The 17,847-nt window shown below is 53.8% G+C and carries 17 protein-coding genes and 1 other RNA gene; 7 read left to right on the forward strand and 11 right to left on the reverse strand.

All coding sequences use genetic code 11. The annotated features are described in order from the left end of the window. Positions 1-173 precede the first annotated feature (173 nt). A complete protein-coding gene (locus LDB27_RS16410) occupies positions 174-1,724 on the forward strand; it encodes an EAL domain-containing protein (protein WP_000213134.1) in 1,551 nt (516 codons plus the stop codon). Positions 1,725-1,773: 49 nt separating this feature from the next. Here LDB27_RS16410 and ffs read toward each other — a convergent pair. Then, positions 1,774-1,870, reverse strand: an RNA gene (gene ffs, locus LDB27_RS16415) — signal recognition particle sRNA small type. 84 nt (positions 1,871-1,954) lie between these two features. On the opposite strand from ffs, the gene LDB27_RS16420 reads away from it, so the two are divergent. Continuing rightward, a complete protein-coding gene (locus LDB27_RS16420) occupies positions 1,955-2,344 on the forward strand; it encodes an MGMT family protein (protein ID WP_000961285.1) in 390 nt (129 codons plus the stop codon). Positions 2,345-2,376: 32 nt separating this feature from the next. Here the strand turns inward: LDB27_RS16420 and LDB27_RS16425 are convergent, their stop codons facing one another. Next, positions 2,377-2,946: a YbaY family lipoprotein gene (locus LDB27_RS16425; protein WP_000779802.1), complete on the reverse strand. Its 570-nt coding sequence runs from the start codon at positions 2,944-2,946 to the stop codon at positions 2,377-2,379. Positions 2,947-3,160: 214 nt separating this feature from the next. Here LDB27_RS16425 and tesB point away from each other — a divergent pair, with 214 nt between their 5' ends. Then, positions 3,161-4,021 carry an acyl-CoA thioesterase II gene (gene tesB, locus LDB27_RS16430; RefSeq protein ID WP_000084176.1) on the forward strand — a complete coding sequence of 287 codons (861 nt, stop codon included), beginning with the start codon at positions 3,161-3,163 and terminating at the stop codon, positions 4,019-4,021. A gap of 99 nt (positions 4,022-4,120) precedes the next feature. On the opposite strand, the gene amtB is transcribed toward tesB, so the two are convergent. Together amtB and glnK are read right to left on the reverse strand one after the other, a co-directional pair. After that, positions 4,121-5,407 carry an ammonium transporter AmtB gene (gene amtB / locus LDB27_RS16435; protein ID WP_000684917.1) on the reverse strand — a complete coding sequence of 429 codons (1,287 nt, stop codon included), beginning with the start codon at positions 5,405-5,407 and terminating at the stop codon, positions 4,121-4,123. Positions 5,408-5,438: 31 nt separating this feature from the next. After that, positions 5,439-5,777 carry a P-II family nitrogen regulator gene (gene glnK / locus LDB27_RS16440; protein ID WP_000780341.1) on the reverse strand — a complete coding sequence of 113 codons (339 nt, stop codon included), beginning with the start codon at positions 5,775-5,777 and terminating at the stop codon, positions 5,439-5,441. Between the two features lie 55 nt (positions 5,778-5,832). Here glnK and LDB27_RS23845 point away from each other — a divergent pair, with 55 nt between their 5' ends. Continuing rightward, positions 5,833-5,958, forward strand: coding sequence for a hypothetical protein (locus tag LDB27_RS23845; protein WP_254888881.1), 126 nt, complete (start codon positions 5,833-5,835; stop codon positions 5,956-5,958). A 31-nt stretch (positions 5,959-5,989) separates the two neighbouring features. Here the strand turns inward: LDB27_RS23845 and LDB27_RS16445 are convergent, their stop codons facing one another. From LDB27_RS16445 to decR, 3 genes are read right to left on the reverse strand one after another with little or no spacing between them, the layout of a single operon-like run. Then, the gene (locus tag LDB27_RS16445) at positions 5,990-7,771 is read right to left on the reverse strand and encodes a SmdB family multidrug efflux ABC transporter permease/ATP-binding protein (protein ID WP_001256070.1); all 1,782 of its coding nucleotides are present in this window, start codon (positions 7,769-7,771) and stop codon (positions 5,990-5,992) included. After that, entirely contained in the window at positions 7,764-9,536 is a 1,773-nt protein-coding gene (locus LDB27_RS16450; protein WP_001235559.1) for a SmdA family multidrug ABC transporter permease/ATP-binding protein, read from the reverse strand. The genes LDB27_RS16445 and LDB27_RS16450 overlap by 8 nt, the downstream gene beginning before the upstream one ends. A 40-nt stretch (positions 9,537-9,576) precedes the next feature. Continuing rightward, complete coding sequence (gene decR / locus LDB27_RS16455) at positions 9,577-10,035, reverse strand: DNA-binding transcriptional regulator DecR (protein ID WP_000884593.1); 459 nt, start codon at positions 10,033-10,035, stop codon at positions 9,577-9,579. Positions 10,036-10,147: 112 nt separating this feature from the next. Here decR and cdsH point away from each other — a divergent pair, with 112 nt between their 5' ends. Continuing rightward, positions 10,148-11,203, forward strand: a complete 1,056-nt coding sequence (gene cdsH, locus LDB27_RS16460; RefSeq protein ID WP_000987850.1) for a cysteine desulfhydrase — start codon at positions 10,148-10,150, stop codon at positions 11,201-11,203. Between the two features lie 48 nt (positions 11,204-11,251). Here the strand turns inward: cdsH and cof are convergent, their stop codons facing one another. Next, complete coding sequence (gene cof / locus LDB27_RS16465; protein ID WP_000113032.1) at positions 11,252-12,070, reverse strand: HMP-PP phosphatase; 819 nt, start codon at positions 12,068-12,070, stop codon at positions 11,252-11,254. Positions 12,071-12,169: 99 nt separating this feature from the next. Here cof and LDB27_RS16470 point away from each other — a divergent pair, with 99 nt between their 5' ends. Then, the gene (locus LDB27_RS16470) at positions 12,170-13,870 is read left to right on the forward strand and encodes an SgrR family transcriptional regulator (protein WP_001238174.1); all 1,701 of its coding nucleotides are present in this window, start codon (positions 12,170-12,172) and stop codon (positions 13,868-13,870) included. A 64-nt stretch (positions 13,871-13,934) separates the two neighbouring features. Then, positions 13,935-14,630, forward strand: a complete 696-nt coding sequence (queC, locus tag LDB27_RS16475; RefSeq protein WP_000817203.1) for a 7-cyano-7-deazaguanine synthase QueC — start codon at positions 13,935-13,937, stop codon at positions 14,628-14,630. Positions 14,631-14,737: 107 nt separating this feature from the next. Here the strand turns inward: queC and fadM are convergent, their stop codons facing one another. From fadM to ppiD, 3 genes are all read right to left on the reverse strand, one after another. Further along, positions 14,738-15,136 (reverse strand): long-chain acyl-CoA thioesterase FadM, encoded by a 399-nt coding sequence (gene fadM, locus LDB27_RS16480; protein WP_001194543.1) that lies wholly within the window; start codon positions 15,134-15,136, stop codon positions 14,738-14,740. A 103-nt stretch (positions 15,137-15,239) separates the two neighbouring features. Continuing rightward, the gene (locus tag LDB27_RS16485; protein WP_000680324.1) at positions 15,240-15,614 is read right to left on the reverse strand and encodes a helix-hairpin-helix domain-containing protein; all 375 of its coding nucleotides are present in this window, start codon (positions 15,612-15,614) and stop codon (positions 15,240-15,242) included. Positions 15,615-15,763: 149 nt separating this feature from the next. Next, entirely contained in the window at positions 15,764-17,635 is a 1,872-nt protein-coding gene (gene ppiD / locus LDB27_RS16490) for a peptidylprolyl isomerase (protein WP_000969425.1), read from the reverse strand. Between the last annotated feature and the right edge of the window lie 212 nt (positions 17,636-17,847).

Here is a 17,847-nt window from a genome sequence, read left to right on the forward strand (position 1 = left end):
TCCTTTTTCAACCGGTAAACATTCACGATCTCTTCCTGGCGGCAAAAGCAATGTGGCGTAACGCGTTAGTCTGGCCCCTATATCTGTAAAATCGATAAAATAGCTTTATCATTCGAGGGCGCGATTTACGATCGGATATACTTTCTCTACGCTGTGTTTATAAGGACATCACTGTGACAACACGACATCTGGTCAGCCTGGTAACGGGAGTGCTTATCCTGTCTGTCCTTTTCCCGATAGGATTGAGTCTGTGGCTGGCGCACCGTCAAGTTGAAAAAAGGTTTAACGAAGAGCTGGATATCTTCTCGTCCCGGGTGGCGCTACGTACAGAAAGGGTCAGTGACCAGGCAAAAGCCGCGTTAACGCATATTGCCTCCTTTAAAGGCGAGCCCTGCAGCAGCGCCCATTTACTCGCCATGCGCCGCGTGTCTTATAGCTTTCGGTATGTCCAGGAAGTTCTGTATCTTAAAAATTCGATTCCCGTTTGCTCCTCACTTGAAAAAGAGAGCCATATTCCCGCTTTCCCTCCGCCCATGAAAATCACTCGCGACGGTTATCGCGCCTGGTTTACGGCGCAAAACGATCTGGGTATAAAACGCTATATGGCGGCACTCGGGAGCGACAGCTATATCGTGATGATCGACCCGGCGTCCTTTATCGATGTGATTCCGTTTGGCGCATGGCCGATTGACGTCGCTATTATTGGCCGGGAACGCAATACTGTGGTTGCCAGCAGCGGTAACCTTGACCTCGCTATTCTTCCGCTCATTCACCATGAGACGCCCCTGCGGCTGGAAAACCGAGGCATTCAGTATGCTATTCACCCCTTTCCGGAAATGGGCATTACTATCGTAAGCTGGGCACCGACCGCTCCGCTGGAAAGGAGCTGGTATCGACAGGCATTTATCTGGCTACCGGCGGGCATCGTAACGGGTCTGCTGGCTGCGGCCTTTATTCTGCGTATTTTGCGTCGGCTACAGTCGCCCCGCCACCGTCTCCAGGATGCGATAGACAATCGCGAAATTAACGTACACTATCAGCCTATTGTCTCCCTGAGCAGCGGAAAAATTGTCGGTGCCGAAGCTTTAGCTCGCTGGCAACAGGCGGACGGCACCTTCCTTTCGCCGGAAATTTTTATCGCGCTGGCTGAACAAACCGGGCTCACAGAGCCGCTAACCCGGCTAATCATCGACACCGTTTTTGAAGACATGGGGAGTTGGTTAAAGTCCCATCCCGAACAACATATTTCAATCAATCTTGAGGCATCCGATCTGGCGTCGGAAACGTTGCCGACGCTGTTAAGCACGCTGCTGAACCGTAGCCAAATTTCTCCGTCGCAAATCGCGCTTGAGTTAACGGAACGCGAGTTTGCCGATCCGAAAACCAGCGCGCCCATTGTCGCCAGATACCGTAACGCGGGACATTCCATTTATATTGATGACTTTGGCACCGGCTATTCCAGCCTCAGCTACTTACAAAATCTGGATGTGGATGTCCTTAAAATTGATAAATCTTTTGTCGATGCGCTGGAATATAAAAACGTCACGCCGCATATTATTGAAATGGCGAAAACGCTCAAACTTAAGATGGTCGCAGAAGGCATCGAAACGACCAGGCAAGAACAGTGGCTACGCCAGCATGGCGTACATTATGGTCAGGGCTGGTTATACAGTAAGCCCCTACCCGCTACGGCATTTATTCTTTGGGCGGAACAGCGGCTATAACGTCGCACAGCAGAAAAGAACAGTGTGGAGAGGCACAAATGGGTGGGGGCCCTGCCAGCTACATCCCGGCACACGCGTCATCTGCCTTGGCTGCTTCCTTCCGGACCTGACCTGGTAAACAGAGTAGCGTTGCGGGAGAACCAACAGAGCCCCCATTGAGAGCGTTGTGAACCAACGCGCAGGCGCATTATCACTGCTATATCGTGCAATTGCAACCCATCAGGCATCGGATGCTGGTTTCTTGCGCATCCGGGCTTTCCTCCCCCCTTATTCCAGATTATCCTGAAGCATTAACGCAGGATTCTATTATGGATATTCAGGACACTTTTCCTCAACGCGTCTGGCAAATCGTCGCCTCGATCCCGGAAGGATTTGTCACGACCTACGGTGATGTCGCCCGGCTTGCCGGTTCCCCTCGGGCGGCGCGTCAGGTCGGCGGAGTGTTAAAACGTCTGCCGGAAGGCAGCACTTTACCATGGCATCGGGTGGTGAACCGCCACGGCGCAATATCACTTACCGGGCCGGATCTACAGCGGCAACGTCAGGCATTACTGGCGGAAGGCGTGGTGGTGTCGGGAAGCGGACAAATCGATTTACAACGCTATCGCTGGGTATATTAACCCTCTCCGTAACGGAGAGGGTTGGCGCAGGATTAATACTGGGTAGGCGCAGGAACGGCAGAAGACGGATTGACCTGGGTCGGCGAAGTCGATGGAACCGTCGTCGTCGCACCACCGCTGGCCTGCACAGGCACCGCCGTTTGCTGTACCGGTACCAGCGTCAGATCCGCTTTAGTGCCGCCATTGTTAATCACCGGTTTCACGCTATCGGTAATAAATACCAGCTTATTGTCAACGGTGATGGCCGCGCTCAGGAGAATACGCGCGTTAGGTTGAATATCTGATGGGTTAAACGGCAACACAAAACTGAAAGGCGCCTGTTTACCTTCGGTACGTACCGCTTTTTGCGACAGCACCTTAGACGGCGCATCAGCCAGCGAAGCATCTGAAAGCGTCACGGTCAGCACCGCATCTGGCGGCAGAGCGACCTTCTGGCGGATCCAGACGGTACCGGAAACATTGGGTTGCTGAATAGTAGACTGGTTAGCTGTAATCGACATGTTAGGGTTTGGCGCAGGCGTCTGGATATCAGCGCTTTTATCAGCGCAGGCCGCCAGAGATATCGCAACCGCTAAACCACTTACGATGTGCACGAGTTTCATTCAATTCTCCTTATCATCAATGCACCAGCAGGCCTTTCCCCCCGCCGGAAGAGTGGTTAACAGAAACATAACGTGATTAAGTGTGGCACATGTCACTCATTTTTGCCTGGAATTGGTCTGTTATTCAGACTTTTGTACCCATCGGACCACTTGCAAAATTGCGTTATACTCTGCCCTACCTCGCTTCGGCATCGTTGTCACCTGGAGAGTATGTATGAGTCAGACACTGAATAATTTGCTGACATTATTGAATCTGGAAAAAATTGAAGAAGGACTCTTTCGGGGCCAAAGTGAAGACTTAGGGCTGCGCCAAGTATTTGGCGGTCAGGTGGTGGGCCAGGCGCTCTATGCCGCCAAAGAAACGGTGCCGGAAGCGCGACTGGTGCATTCATTCCACAGTTATTTTCTGCGGCCAGGCGACAGCCAAAAACCCATTATCTATGACGTAGAAGTGCTGCGCGATGGGAACAGCTTCAGCGCCCGCCGCGTTGCCGCTATTCAGAACGGGAAACCCATCTTTTATATGACCGCCTCATTCCAGGCGCCGGAACCGGGTTTTGAACATCAAAAAACCATGCCGACGGCAGTCGGGCCGGAAGGACTACCGTCAGAAACGGAAATCGCGCAATCGCTGGCGCATTTACTGCCGCCGATTCTGAAAGAAAAGTTTCTCTGCGATCGCCCGCTGGAAATTCGTCCCGTCGAATTTCACAATCCGTTGAAAGGTCACGTCGCCGCGCCTGTGCGTCAGGTATGGATTCGCGCCAACGGCACCGTTCCGGATGACATTCGCGTCCATCAATATTTACTGGGATACGCCTCGGATCTGAATTTCCTTCCCGTCGCGCTTCAGCCTCACGGCATCGGTTTTCTGGAAAAGGGCATTCAGATCGCCACTATCGATCACTCTATGTGGTTCCATCGTCCGTTCAATTTTAATGAATGGCTACTTTATAGCGTGGAGAGCACTTCCGCCTCCAGCGCCCGGGGCTTTGTTCGCGGCGAGTTTTATACTCAGGATGGCGCGTTGGTCGCTTCAACCGTGCAGGAAGGGGTAATGCGCAATCACAATTAAAAAACATGCCGCTATGCGGCGTTAATGGCCTGATGACGCTGCGCTTATCCGGCCTACGGTAAACTGGATAAGCGCAGCGCCATCAGGCATGTTGCGCAATCACGCGTTATACGCATTCTCGCCGTGACTGTTCACATCCAGCCCCTCGCGCTCCTGCTCTTCCGGTACACGCAGTCCAACAAGGATATCCGCCAGTTTGTAACCAACAAACGCGACAACGCCGGACCAGACGACCGTAATAGCAATACTTTCCAGCTGTACCATCACCTGATGTCCCATCGTAACGCCGTCGACAAAGCCAACGCCGCCCAGCGAACTGGCGGCAAAAACGCCGGTCAGGATACAGCCGACTATTCCGCAAACGCCGTGAACGCCAAATACGTCGCACGGATCATCTACCCGTAACAGACGTTTAAGCATGGTGACTCCCCACAATCCCGCCAGACCCGCAATAACGCCGATAACCAGCGCGCCGCCAACGCCAACATAGCCACAGGCTGGCGTCACGCCGACCAGACCGGCAATCGCGCCGGAACACGCCCCCAGCAGGGAAGGCTTACCGCGTAGCGTCCACTCGCCGATAATCCACCCCAGAATCGCGGCGGCGGTCGCCACCACGGTGTTCACAAAGGCCAGCGCTGCTATCTCGTTTGCGCTCCCCGCAGAACCCGCGTTAAATCCAAACCAGCCGATATACAGAATCGCAGTACCGGTAAAGACCATCGGCAGGTTATGGGGTTTAAATGCTTCTTTCCCAAAGCCGACGCGTTTGCCAATTAAATAAGCCCCTACCAGCCCGGCGATAGCGGCGTTAATATGCACCACCGTACCACCGGCAAAATCCAGCGCGCCGTGAGCAGCCAGCAGGCCGCCGCCCCACACCATGTGCGCAATCGGAATATAAGAGAGCGTGAACCACACCACGACAAAAATCAGTACCGCCGAAAAACGAATACGCTCCGCCAGCGCGCCGACAATCAGCCCGACGGTAATACAGGCGAAAGATCCCTGAAACGCGACATGAATATACTGATAAATCGTACCCGTTACCGCCGTCAACGCGATATTCTTCAACATCGCCCCATCGGTATTACCGAAGAAATGATTCCCTTCGCCAAAAGCCAGCGAATAGCCGTACACCACCCATAAAATACAGACCAGCGCAAAGGTGACGGTCACTTGCGTTAACATTGACAGCACGTTCTTAGCGCGAATTAATCCGCCGTAAAACAGCGCGATACCCGGTATCGTCATGAACAGCACCAGCGCGGTGCAAATCATCATAAAAGCACTATCCGCTTTATCGGCAACCGCCGGCGCGGCTATCGTTAGCCCAGGCAGCAGCGCCAGTGAAGCCAGTGTGGTTTTTATCATCGCTATCTTCATTTTTTCATTTCCTGTTGCTGTGTGGCGGGTCTTACAGCGCTGCTTCGTCAGCTTCGCCGGTACGAATCCGAATAACGCGCATGAGCTCCGCGACGAAAATTTTGCCGTCGCCAATTTTTCCGGTGTAAGCCGCTTTACTGATGATATCGATCACCTCTTCCAGTTGGTCGTCGGCGATAGCCACATCAATTTTGACCTTCGGCAGGAAATTCACGCTGTACTCCGCGCCGCGATACAGTTCGGCGTGTCCTTTCTGACGGCCAAACCCTTTCACTTCGGTGACGGTCAGTCCCTGAATGCCAATGGAAGAAAGCGCCTCCCGCACGTCCTCCAGCTTGAACGGTTTGATAATTACGGTAACCAGCTTCATAGAACCCTCCAGTCAGAATTAGGTAACGGCTGCCGCCGCGCATGGACTCTTCAGAATGGATATTGCAAAGGATGTGCCAGAAGCTGGCGAGCGAGGAAAAGCGCAGTTAGCGGCGCGTCTTTATATTGACGCGCCCCAAAATCGAAGCAGGGAAAGAAAAACGCACCACAACGGTGCATAATGGGCGAGGCTTTGCCCTGTGGCGCCAAACCTTATGCCGCAGGGCCGGGTTCTTCGTGTACGCTGGCGGCTAACTCCTCGCCAACTAACTGTAATTGATACATTTGCCAGTAGCGCCCTTGCGCCGCCAGCAATTGTTGATGCGTCCCGCGCTCCACCGCCTGGCCGCGATGGAGAACCAGAATGGTATCCGCCTCCACGATTGTCGATAGCCGATGGGCAATAACCACCAGCGTGGTGCGCTCGCGAATCGCCGCCAGCGCCTGCTGTATCGCCTGCTCAGTGCCGGAATCGATGCTGGCCGTCGCTTCATCAAGAATTAATATTTGCGGGGCGTCAACCAGCACGCGCGCCAGCGCCAATAGCTGTTTTTGCCCGACGGACAGCGTATTTCCCTGCTCGCCGAGATGCGTATGCAGCCCGTCGCTCAGGCCGCGCGCCAGGTCCGCCAGTTGTACCGTTTCCAGCGCCTGCCACACCTGCGCCTCGGAGACATCGCGCCCCAGCGTCACATTAGCCAGAAAGGTATCCGCCATCACTACCGGGTCCTGTTGAACCATCGCCACGCCCTGGCGTAAAACGCGATGATTAAGAGAGGCGATTTCTCGCCCATCCAGCCGAATTTCGCCTTGTGTCAGGGGGTAATACCCCATTAATAAGCTGGCGAGCGTGCTCTTCCCGCTGCCGGTGTGCCCCACCAGAGCCACAAAGCTACGGGACGGTACTGAGAGCGTAATGTCCTGTAAAACAAGATTATCGTCGCGGTAAGCAAACGACAGATGATCAATATCAATCGCCCCGCTTTGTAACGGCCTGTCGTCGCTGCCATAGCGCTGGCGCGGGCGATCCATCAGTTCAAAAACACGTTCTCCCGCCACAACCGCCTGCTGTAGCATGGATTGCTGGGTGGTCAGTTCAATGAGCGGCTCGTTCAGACGTGACAAATAGCTAATGAACGCATACAGCACCCCGACCTCAATCGTGCCGGCAGACGTAAAGCTGAAAAGCATCAACAAACCGCATAAAATGAGCGCGGAAAAGAGGCTAAGCAGCGGACGCAATAAAAAGCCGTCTAAGCGTAGCGTCTGCATCCGCGCCATGTAGTGCGAGCGGCTGGCCTCGCCCATGCGTTCGCCGAAGCGCGCCTGCTGGCGAAACTGCTGGATTACGCTCATCCCGTTGATGATTTCGTTAAAGCCGTCGTTAATATCCGCCAGATATGCCCGCACGCGGCGTACAATCGGCGTGCTGTAGCGCTGATAAATGATCATCACGGTCAATACCGCCGGAAAAATCAAAATCGCCACCAGCGCCATCCGCCAGTCAAGGCTGAACATAGCGACCAGCATGGCGCCGATCAACGCCGCGCTACGTAATACCGTCGCGACGACCGTGACGTACAGATCGCGGATGACTTCCGTATCGTTGGTCACACGTGAAATTAATTGTCCGACAGGCTGCGTGTCGAAGGCGCTTAGCGGCTGGCGCAAGGCGGCATCCATGACGTCCGTGCGCAAGGACTGAACCACGCCAACGGCCGCCCGGTTAAATAATAAAGACTGGGCGTAATGCAGACCCGCCGCCAGAAATTGTAGCCCCACATAGGCGGCCGCCAGCCCCGCGACCTTGCCCAACGGTAAATGGTGGCGGGCCACCATGTTATCAATGAAATAGCTGATCAGCAGCGGACCGCTAACTTCCGCCGCCGCCGCAATCCACAGCATCATCACCGCGACAGAGAGCGGTTTTCGCCATGGCGAGCCATACGCCAGTAACCGTTTCAGCGTCGGCCATAGCTGTCCAAAACTACGCATTCGCCGCCTCCTCGCCGCGTTCCGGCGCGTCATCCAGCGCGGCCTCCAGTTGCTGATAGCGATACATATCGCGATACCAGCCAATCTGCTGCGCCAGTTGATCGTGATCGCCGCGCTGAACAACATGACCATGTTGCATAACGATAATTTCATTGGCGTCGGTCAGCGCGGATAAACGATGCGCGCTGATGATGACCGTACGCCCTTCGCCCCACTGGCGCAAATTATGCAAAATCTGATGCTCCGTGCGACCATCTACTGCTGAGAGCGCATCATCAAGAAGCAGAATTTCCGCATTCAACAGCAGCGCTCTGGCAATCGAGATACGCTGTTTTTGCCCTCCCGATAACATGACGCCACGTTCACCTACCTGCGTGTCGTAGCCCTGAGGCAAGCGGAGAATATCCTCATGTACGCTGGCTAAACGCGCCACCTGTTCAATCTCTTCCTGGGTCGCCTCCGGGCGTCCGAGCGCAATATTATTGGCAATAGAGTCCGAGAACAAAAACGGCGTCTGGCTGACGACCGCCAGTCGGCTACGCCAGCTATCCAGTTGCAGATGCGTCAACGGCATGTCATGGAATCGGATTTCTCCCTGCGTCACATCAAAATGGCGCTGGATAAGCGACAAGATTGTGCTTTTCCCCGCGCCGGTCGGACCGCATATCCCCAGCATCTGACCCGGTTTAAGGCGAAAGTTCACATTCTCCAGCGCCGGATGCGTCGTTTGCGGATAGCAAAACTCACGAATGGCCGCCGTCAGTTCGCCGCGCCCCGCCGGGACCGGCTCTTCACCATCCTTAACTACCGGCGCTTCCGCCAGCATGGCGCGGATGCGGCTGTAAGCGGCGCTACCCCGCTCCACGATATTAAACATCCAGGCCAGCGCCAGCATCGGCCAAATCATCAACCCCAGATACATCATAAAGCTGGTGAGTTCGCCCAGCGTCAGGCTGCCGTTAACCACCATCCAGCTTCCGCCGCTAATCGCGAGCAGGTTCGCCATGCCAATGGCGATGTAAATGGTTGGATCAAAACGCGCGTCAATACGCGCCACGCGCATATTTTTCTTGCCGGTATCTTCGGCATCCGCCGCAAACAGCGAAGACTGGCGGTCCTCCAGACCAAACGCTTTGATCATGCGGATGCTGGTCAGACTCTCCTGCGTGCGGTCGTTCAGGCTGGAGAAGGCGGCCTGCGCCAGTTTGAAATAATCATGCAGCCGATCGCCGTAACGTTTGATCATCAGCGCCATAATCGGCATCGGCAACAGCGCTAATAGCGTTAGCTGCCAGCTAATTTGCGTCGACATGACAATCAGTACCGCGCAGCCCATTACCAGCGAGTCAACCAGCGTCAGAACGCCCTCACCCGCCGCAAATACGACGCGATCCACATCATTCGTCGCGCGCGCGATAAGATCGCCCGTTCGATGGCGCTGATAAAATTCAGGATGCTGACGGCTCAGCTGGCGATAATAATCTTCACGCAGTTCGACGGCTAATTGATAAGAAGCGCCAAATAGCAGCACGCGCCAGACATAGCGCAACAAATAGACCACTACGGCGATCAGGGCAATGGTGCCAATCCACATCGCTATTCGGCCTGGAGTAAAATGCTGTGCGGTTACGCCATCCACGACAATCCCCACCACTTTGGGCGGGATCAGCTGAAGCATCGCAATAAGCATAAGCAGGGCCACCGCGCCAAGATAGCGACGCCATTCCCGGCGAAAGTACCAGCTTAATTGAGCAAATAATCGCACGCGTTATTTCCTGATATGATTTCCGGCAATACCGGGAGAATTATTCAATGGGCAGAGATGTGGTGTACTTAATCTGTTCCATCGCAAAACTGGAGGTGACGTCTGACAGTCCCGGGACGCTATTGACCAGACGTTTATAGAAGTCGTCATACCGCTTCATGTCGGCCACCTGAACTCGCATCAGATAGTCGTATTCCCCCGCCATCCGCCAGAAGCCAAGCACTTCCGGCATCTCAGAGACGACGGTCACGAACCGACAGTACCATTCACTGCTGTGGTGCTGCGTTTTTATCAACACAAAAGCGGTTAACCCCAGCCCCAGTTTTTCCGGGTCCAGCAGCGCGACCCTGCCAAGCAGGATACCGTCATCTTCCAGGCGTTTAAGCCGCTTCCAGCAAGGTGTTGTCGTCAGATTAACGGCATCCGCCAGCGCCTGCAAAGAGAGGGTACAGTCCTGCTGCAATAAGCAAAGCAGTTTACGGTCAATTTTATCTAACATACCCACCCCATAGAGAATATTTTTCTCCTTACATTGTAATTTAAAGGTCAAATAGCAACAATTTTTTCCGTACTTTTCGCTACTCTTGGCACAAAATGATAAATGGATATTAATGATGAGTAGCAATTGGGTTAAAAATGCCATTAATGAAATTAACGCTGACCACCAGCGCTCGGCGGATACGCATCTTATTCGTTTGCCCCTGTCGGCATTTCCGGGTATCCAGCTTTACCTGAAAGACGAAAGCACGCATCCCACCGGTAGCCTCAAGCATCGTCTGGCGCGCTCGCTGTTCCTTTATGGGCTGTGCAATGGCTGGATTAAAGAAGGCACTCCGATTATTGAAGCGTCATCAGGCTCAACGGCGATTTCCGAAGCCTGGTTCGCGCGTTTACTGGGACTGCCGTTCATCGCCGTCATGCCCGCCTGTACCGCAAAACGTAAAATCGAACAGATTCAATTTTACGGCGGCCACTGTCATTTTGTGGAGAGCGCCTGCGAAATTTATGCCGCCTCCGAGCGGCTGGCGCATGAACTGAACGGTCACTATATGGACCAGTTTACCTACGCAGAACGAGCTACCGACTGGCGGGGCAACAATAATATTGCCGACAGTATTTTCCGCCAGATGCGCAACGAACCCCATCCGGTACCGCGATTTATCGTCATGAGCGCCGGAACGGGCGGAACCTCTGCGACGATTGGGCGCTATATTCGCTGCCAGGGCTATGATACTCAGCTCATGGTGGTGGATCCGGAAAATTCCGTCTTTTTACCTTACTGGCAGGATCGCGACGCTTCATTACGCAGCCCGGTGGGCAGTAAAATTGAAGGAATTGGTCGTCCGCGAGTAGAGCCTTCTTTTATTCCGGATGTCGTGGATGAGATGCTGCGCGTGCCGGACGCCGCCAGCGTTGCCACCGCACACTGGCTGGAAACGCAGCTAGGCCGTAAAGTCGGCGCCTCTACCGGCACGAATATGTGGGGAGCGCTGCAGCTTGCGGCCCGGATGCGCGAGGCTGGAGAAACCGGCGCTATCGTGACGTTATTGTGCGATAGCGGCGATCGCTATCTGGATACCTATTACCATCCGTCCTGGGTTAGCGACCATATCGGCGATTTGACGCCGTGGTCAGCGGCCATCGCAAAATTACTTACCGGCGACTAGAAACAAAAAAAAGCCAGACTGAATGTCTGGCTTGCTGGAAGAGATCTCTCATTCGGGGGAATAAGGTAGATGCGGATTGTCCAGCCAATGCGTCAAAAAGTGTGATACCGCTTGATTACCACAATGTCCGATAACCGCAAGGTGTGGCAGCGCGGCGATAAGCTGCGGCATGGCATTGCCCATAATGAGCCCCCGCCCGACGCTGCCCAGCATTTCCCGATCGTTCATCGCGTCGCCAAACGCCATGCAATCTGCCAGTGAAAGCCCTAAATGATTGCTCAATACCGCCAGCGCCGATCCTTTATTGCACCCCAGCGGTAGCACTTCCAGGCAGTCGACGGCAGAGAAACAGAGGTGAGCGCGTTCTTCCATCGCCTCATTGAGCTGAATGCGCAAACGGATCAGATCGTCATGATCGCCGCAAAAACAGATCTTCGTCACCTGATGGGCCGGAATGCTTTTTATATTGATAACCTGATAACGAAAGCCGCTGTAGACGTGCGCCTGGAGTAGCGCGGGGATCTCCTGGCCTGTAAACCAGCCGTTGTCATTAAACACATGCATACTGGCTCGGGTATCCCAGGCATGATGCATCACCGTATCGGCAACCTGAGGATCGAGATCCTGACGATGCAGCACGTCGCCTTCCAGCGAGTGAATTCGCGTCCCGTTACCGGTAATAAGATAAGCGTCCAGTGAAAGCGTCCCCAGAATATGCCGCATCTCCAGCACATGACGACCCGTAGCGAATGTCAGAGTGATATCGCGTTCGCGCAGACGCGCCAGCGTGGCGATCGTTTCTCTACCCAAATGGTGATCGGGCATTAATAACGTGCCATCCATATCAAATGCTGCCAGACGGGCCATCTCTTTCTCCACACTGTGACGCGGTTAACTTGTTGTTCAGTATTACCTGAGATATACGGAAGTAATAGTGAACAGATAAAAGGAAGTGTTCCGGGTTTTATGAGGCTACTGAATCGGCTTAATCAATATCAACGCCTCTGGCAGCCTTCCGCCGGGGAAACGCAACATGTCACCGTTAGCGAACTGGCCGAACGCTGTTTTTGTAGCGAGCGCCATCTGCGAACGCTGCTGCGTCAGGCCCAGCAGGCAGGTTGGCTAAGATGGGAGGCGCAGTCCGGGCGCGGGAAACGTGGACGGCTCCAGTTTCTGGTCACGCCGGAATCGCTCCGCACCGCCATGATGGAACAGGCGCTGGAAAAAGGGCAGCAGCTCAACGTACTGGAACTGGCGCAGCTGGCGCCTGGCGAGTTACGGGCGATGCTCCAGCCTTTTATGGGCGGCCAATGGCAAAACGATACGCCGACATTGCGTATTCCCTACTATCGTCCGCTTGATCCGCTGCAGCCGGGTTTCCTGCCAGGACGCGCGGAACAGCATCTCGCAGGGCAAGTTTTTTCCGGGTTAACGCGCTTCGACCGCGATAGCCAATATCCTTGCGGGGATTTGGCGCATCACTGGAAGGTTTCCGCCGACGGTTTACGCTGGGATTTTTATATTCGCTCCACGCTGCACTGGCATAATGGCGATGCGGTGGATACCGCGCAGCTACACGAACGCCTGGAAAGGCTGCTTACCCTACCCGCGCTAAGCAAATTGTTTATTAGCGTCGCACGGATCGAAGTAACGCATCCTCAGTGCCTGACCTTTCTCCTTCACCGACCTGATTACTGGCTGGCGCATCGTCTGGCGAGCTATTGTAGCGGTCTGGCGCATCCTGACCTGCCGCTTATCGGCACTGGTCCTTTTCGCCTGGCGTTGTTCACGCCGGAACTGGTGCGTCTGGAAAGTCATGACCATTATCACCTCAGCCATCCGCTGCTGAAAGCGATTGAATTCTGGATCACCCCGCAACTGTTTGCCCAGGATCTGGGCACCAGTTGCCGCCATCCGGTGCAGATTGCCATCGGCAAACCGGAAGAGCTGGCGACGCTGAGTCAGGTAAGTAGTGGTATCAGCCTTGGCTTTTGTTATTTAACCCTCAAAAAGGGCTCACGGCTCAACGTACAGCAGGCGCGGCGTCTGATACATATTATCCATCATACTTCGCTGCTAAAAACCTTGCCGGTAGATGAGAACTTGATTATGCCAAGTCAGGGGCTACTACCCGGCTGGACAATCCCGCAATGGCAGGACGTTGATGAAACGCCATTGCCGAAAAAACTTACCCTGGCGTACCACCTTCCCGTAGAGCTGCATACGATGGCGGAACAGCTTCGACATTACCTGGCGACGCTCGGCTGTGAGTTAACGTTGATTTTTCATAATGCCAAAAACTGGGATAACTGCCCTGCGTTGGCGCAAGCGGATCTGATGATGGGCGACAGGCTGATCGGCGAAGCGCCGGAATATACGCTGGAGCAGTGGCTACGTTGCGATCAGATCTGGCCGCATGTCCTGGACGCGCCTGCGTTTTCCCATCTGCAGGCTACGCTTGACGCTCTGCAAATTCAGCCCAATGAAAAAGATCGCCGCGCCGCGCTACAACAAGTTTTTGCCAACCTGATGGATGACGCCACACTTACGCCGCTGTTTAATTATCACTATCGCATCAGCGCCCCACCGGGCGTTAACGGCGTTCGACTCACCCCTCGCGGCTGGTTTGAATTTAGCGAAGCCTGGCTTCCGCCGCCTTCGCCGTGAAGAAGCTGGTCGGGATTATCCGTACGCGTTACCATATTGGCTTTCGTCATTGATCAGGATAACTATGAAACGCGCCGTTGTTGTATTTAGTGGAGGTCAGGACTCCACCACTTGTCTGGCGCAAGCGCGGCATCAGTATGATGAAGTGCATTGTGTCACGTTTGATTATGGTCAGCGCCACCGCGCAGAGATTGATGTCGCGCGCGCGCTGGCGTTAAAACTTGGCGCACGCGCGCATAAAGTGCTGGATGTCACTTTGCTGAACGAACTGGCGGTCAGCAGCCTGACGCGGGATAGCATTCCGGTGCCGGACTATGAACCAAACGCTGACGGTATCCCCAATACTTTCGTACCGGGACGCAATATTCTCTTTCTGACGCTGGCGGCGATTTACGCTTATCAGGTCAAAGCCGAAGCGGTGATCACCGGCGTTTGCGAGACCGATTTTTCCGGCTATCCAGACTGTCGCGATGAGTTCGTCAAAGCGCTGAATCACGCGGTAAATCTGGGCATGGCGAAAGATATCCGTTTCGAAACGCCCTTAATGTGGATTGATAAAGCTGAAACCTGGGCACTGGCCGATTATTGGGGCCAACTGGAATTGGTTCGCGAAGAGACGCTGACCTGCTATAACGGCATTAAAGGCGATGGCTGTGGTCATTGCGCGGCCTGTAATCTGCGCGCTAACGGCCTGAATCATTATCTGTCGAATAAAGCGGCAGTGATGGCGGCAATGAAGCAAAAAACCGGGTTAAGGTGATTGTTTTGCCGGATGGCGGTGCATGCACCTTATCCGGCCTGGCGATATTCACCATGGTCAATATCGCCAGGCCGGATCAGTTCAACGCCATCAGACAGCGAGGGGCGTTATTGCACCATCTGTTCCAGCTTTTCACGCAATTCGCCTTCCAGCGGCAGCGCTTTTTGCGTTTTTAAATCAATACAAACAAACGTGATGAGCGCATCGGCCACCACCTGCCCTTCTGGCTCCAGCGTAATCGTCTGGCTTAATACGCCGCTTTTACCGTTAAGCTGTTGTACCTGGCTGGTCACGGTCAGTAGATCGCTCAATACCGCCGGGCGACGGTAATTTATGTTGATGTTTACCACCACAAAAGCAATATTGCGGGCCGTCATCCACTGAAAGCTGTCGCTGTTTTCCAGCCCATCCCAACGGGCCTCTTCCAGAAACTCCAGATAGCGGGCATTATTAACATGTTGATAAACATCAAGATGATATCCACGAACTTTGATTTGTGTTTGCATAGCGCAATAACCTTACGTTGTTGTTATAAGTAAACGACAAGTACAGAGGTCATAACTGGTATGACCTCTACAGTCTGGCAAATTTTTGCCACTGTGCAAGTGATTACAATGTTAAAACTGCCAGATTACGCTCCACCAGCGCGCTTCCCATTCCCGGCACCTGCTTTAAATCATCCACCGTTTTAAAAGGACCATACTCCTCCCGATAGCTCACAATAGCCTGCGCTTTTTTCAGCCCAACGCCGTTCATCACCCGCGCCAGATCCTCCGCAGACGCGGTATTAATGCTCACCCTGGTACCTTCATCATCGCTGGCTTTAGTAGGTAATGCCGCTTTGGCGGAGGATGAAGAAGGCGTATCCGCTTTTGTTTCCACCGCTGCATTTTTTGCGACAGGCGTCGCCGCCAGTGCGCTATGGGCCATGCCCGCGCAGGTTAAAGAAAGTGTAATAAGCAGTGCTTTAATTCCGTGTTTCATACTGTTTTCTCCTTGTTTGTTAACAGTGCAGCCACGATAGCGGGGCGGAGAAAAACGAACAAACGGCAATTCTCAGAAATGGAAAAGGCCGCGAAAGCGGCCTTTGTGGGATACAACGTTTTGCAATTTTTTGCGAAGCGCCTCGACGATTACTGCTGTTCCAGAGCGTCGCCGATTTTGATTTTCGCCTCTTTACGCAGATTACTCATCAGCGCTTCAAAGACAATTTGCGCATTGTTCTGCGTGATGCCCTGCACCATCGCTTTTTTCTGCGCTTCCGGCATGGCACCCGCTTTCACCTCGTCAAACGCCAGCAGAACGACGTTACCCTGCATATCGTTCGCCACGCCATAAACTGGCTTATCTTTCGTCGGAAGGCTTAATGCAAAGGCCGCCTGACTCACCGGATCCTGACTGGTACGACTTAACGTTTTAGGCTCGCCAAAACTCAGACCCGCCGCTTTCATCGCTTCCGCGCCTTTGCCCGCTTTCAGCTCGACCAGCAGTTTTTCCGCATCCAGCTTCGCCTGTTGTTCCGCTTTGTTATGCTTCACCAGGGCAGTGACCTGTTCTTTCACTTCTGCCAACGGCTTCACGGCTTCAGGTTTATGTTCGCTCACGCGTACAACAAAAGCCCGGTCGCCATCCACGGTGATAATGTCTGAATTCGGCCCCGGCGTACCGTTTTCGCCTACCAGACCGCCATTAAAGATAGCATCGGCTACCGGTTTGAAGTTCAGCTCTTCCGGTAAGGTGTCACGGCTAAACCAGCCGGTTTCAACGGCTTTTACGCCAGCGACCTGTTCAGCGCCTGCTAACGACTCATTGTCGTTGCTTGCCGCATCGCTCACTTTCTGCTGCAACGCATAGTAAGCATCCAGCGCTTTTTCTTGTTTCACTTTCGCGGCAATGTCGTCGCGAACCTCGCTTAACGGTTTCACTTTGGCAGGCTGAATATCATCCAGACGCGCCACCAGAAAACCGACAGACGACTTAATCACACCAGATATCTGGCCTTTTTCTTTTAATCCGGCGTTTTTCAGTTCCGGCACCGTGGCAGACTCTTCCAGCCAGCCCATATCGCCGCCATTACGCGCAGAGATGATATCGGTAGATTTCTCTTTCGCCAGCGTGGCGAAATCTTCACCCTTGTTCAGCGCATCCAGTACCGCTTTCGCATCATCTTCCGTTTTGGTCTGAATAATGCTGTAACGAATGCGCTCCGGCTGAGTAAACTGATCTACATGCTGGTCATAATAGGCCTGAATATCCGCATCGCTGACCGGTGCCTGCATCGTCGCGGCATCCAGCTTGATATAGCTTACGCGGAACTGTTCCGGCGTCATAAAGCGGGCTTTATTCTGATCGTAGTAGCTGGACACTTCCTGATCGGTCACCTGCTGCTTCGCCGCCAGCGCATTGACATCAATAACGGCTTCACGCACCACGCGCTGTTGAGAGACTAATGCCGCCAGTTCGTCGGTTTCCCCTTTCAGCATAAAATCAGTACCGGCCACGCCGTTGATCAGTTGCTGAGTGGTAAGCTGGTTACGCAGCGCCTGAGCGTACTGATCGGCGGTCATTCCCATCTGATTCACAATCGCGTTATAGCGGTTGTTGTCAAACTTACCGTCCACCTGAAAAGCGGGAGTGGCGAAAATCGCCTGCTTTACCTGCTCATCGCTGATGCCCAGTTTCAGTTCGCGGGAATATTGATCCAACAGCGCTTCATCTATCAGACGATTCAGCACCTGCTGGCGCAGGCTTTTCATATAACCTTCGTTGGCCGCCAGTTCAGAATACCTGTCGCCCAACTGCTGCTGCATACGGTTACGTTCGTTATTAAACGCATTCTCAAACTGTGCCCGGCTGATTTCCTGGCCATTCACTTTTGCGGCGTAGTTATTGCTTCCGCCAATCAGGTAACCACTAACGCCGGTCAAAATGAACGACACGATAATGATAACGAAAATAATCTTGAGCACGAGACTGTTTGCAGCCGTGCGTAAGCTGTCCATCATGGTGTAACCACACTCCGCTGTAGGTGACTTTACACTTTATCTTTCAGGCGGCTTCTCTGCTGGCTACCGAGTGATTCGCTCAGTTGCCGCGTCGACGCAACCTGAATGATTTGCGTATATAGACTTCACGCGCATCGCATTTTCTGAACGCGGCGCGCAAAAGCCTATTGTGACAAGAAACGAGGGCAATTGTCAGCCCGCAACGCGCAGAA

Origin of the sequence: Salmonella sp. JXY0409-18 (genome assembly GCF_020268625.1) — a bacterium.
Classification (GTDB): domain Bacteria; phylum Pseudomonadota; class Gammaproteobacteria; order Enterobacterales; family Enterobacteriaceae; genus Salmonella; species Salmonella enterica.

Excerpts from the sequence above, each read along its gene's own strand:
- decR (WP_000884593.1), bottom strand. The coding sequence starts at position 10,035 with ATGTTAGATAAAATTGACCGTAAACTGCTTTGCTTATTGCAGCAGGAC.
- LDB27_RS16425 (WP_000779802.1), bottom strand. The coding sequence starts at position 2,946 with ATGAAACTCGTGCACATCGTAAGTGGTTTAGCGGTTGCGATATCTCTG.
- cof (WP_000113032.1), bottom strand. The coding sequence starts at position 12,070 with ATGGCCCGTCTGGCAGCATTTGATATGGATGGCACGTTATTAATGCCC.
- ppiD (WP_000969425.1), bottom strand. The coding sequence starts at position 17,635 with ATGATGGACAGCTTACGCACGGCTGCAAACAGTCTCGTGCTCAAGATT.
- cdsH (WP_000987850.1), top strand. The coding sequence starts at position 10,148 with ATGATGAGTAGCAATTGGGTTAAAAATGCCATTAATGAAATTAACGCT.
- queC (WP_000817203.1), top strand. The coding sequence starts at position 13,935 with ATGAAACGCGCCGTTGTTGTATTTAGTGGAGGTCAGGACTCCACCACT.
- amtB (WP_000684917.1), bottom strand. The coding sequence starts at position 5,407 with ATGAAGATAGCGATGATAAAAACCACACTGGCTTCACTGGCGCTGCTG.
- LDB27_RS16445 (WP_001256070.1), bottom strand. The coding sequence starts at position 7,771 with ATGCGTAGTTTTGGACAGCTATGGCCGACGCTGAAACGGTTACTGGCG.
- LDB27_RS16420 (WP_000961285.1), top strand. The coding sequence starts at position 1,955 with ATGCTGGTTTCTTGCGCATCCGGGCTTTCCTCCCCCCTTATTCCAGAT.
- LDB27_RS23845 (WP_254888881.1), top strand. The coding sequence starts at position 5,833 with ATGGATATTGCAAAGGATGTGCCAGAAGCTGGCGAGCGAGGAAAAGCG.
- glnK (WP_000780341.1), bottom strand. The coding sequence starts at position 5,777 with ATGAAGCTGGTTACCGTAATTATCAAACCGTTCAAGCTGGAGGACGTG.
- tesB (WP_000084176.1), top strand. The coding sequence starts at position 3,161 with ATGAGTCAGACACTGAATAATTTGCTGACATTATTGAATCTGGAAAAA.
- fadM (WP_001194543.1), bottom strand. The coding sequence starts at position 15,136 with ATGCAAACACAAATCAAAGTTCGTGGATATCATCTTGATGTTTATCAA.
- LDB27_RS16485 (WP_000680324.1), bottom strand. The coding sequence starts at position 15,614 with ATGAAACACGGAATTAAAGCACTGCTTATTACACTTTCTTTAACCTGC.
- LDB27_RS16470 (WP_001238174.1), top strand. The coding sequence starts at position 12,170 with ATGAGGCTACTGAATCGGCTTAATCAATATCAACGCCTCTGGCAGCCT.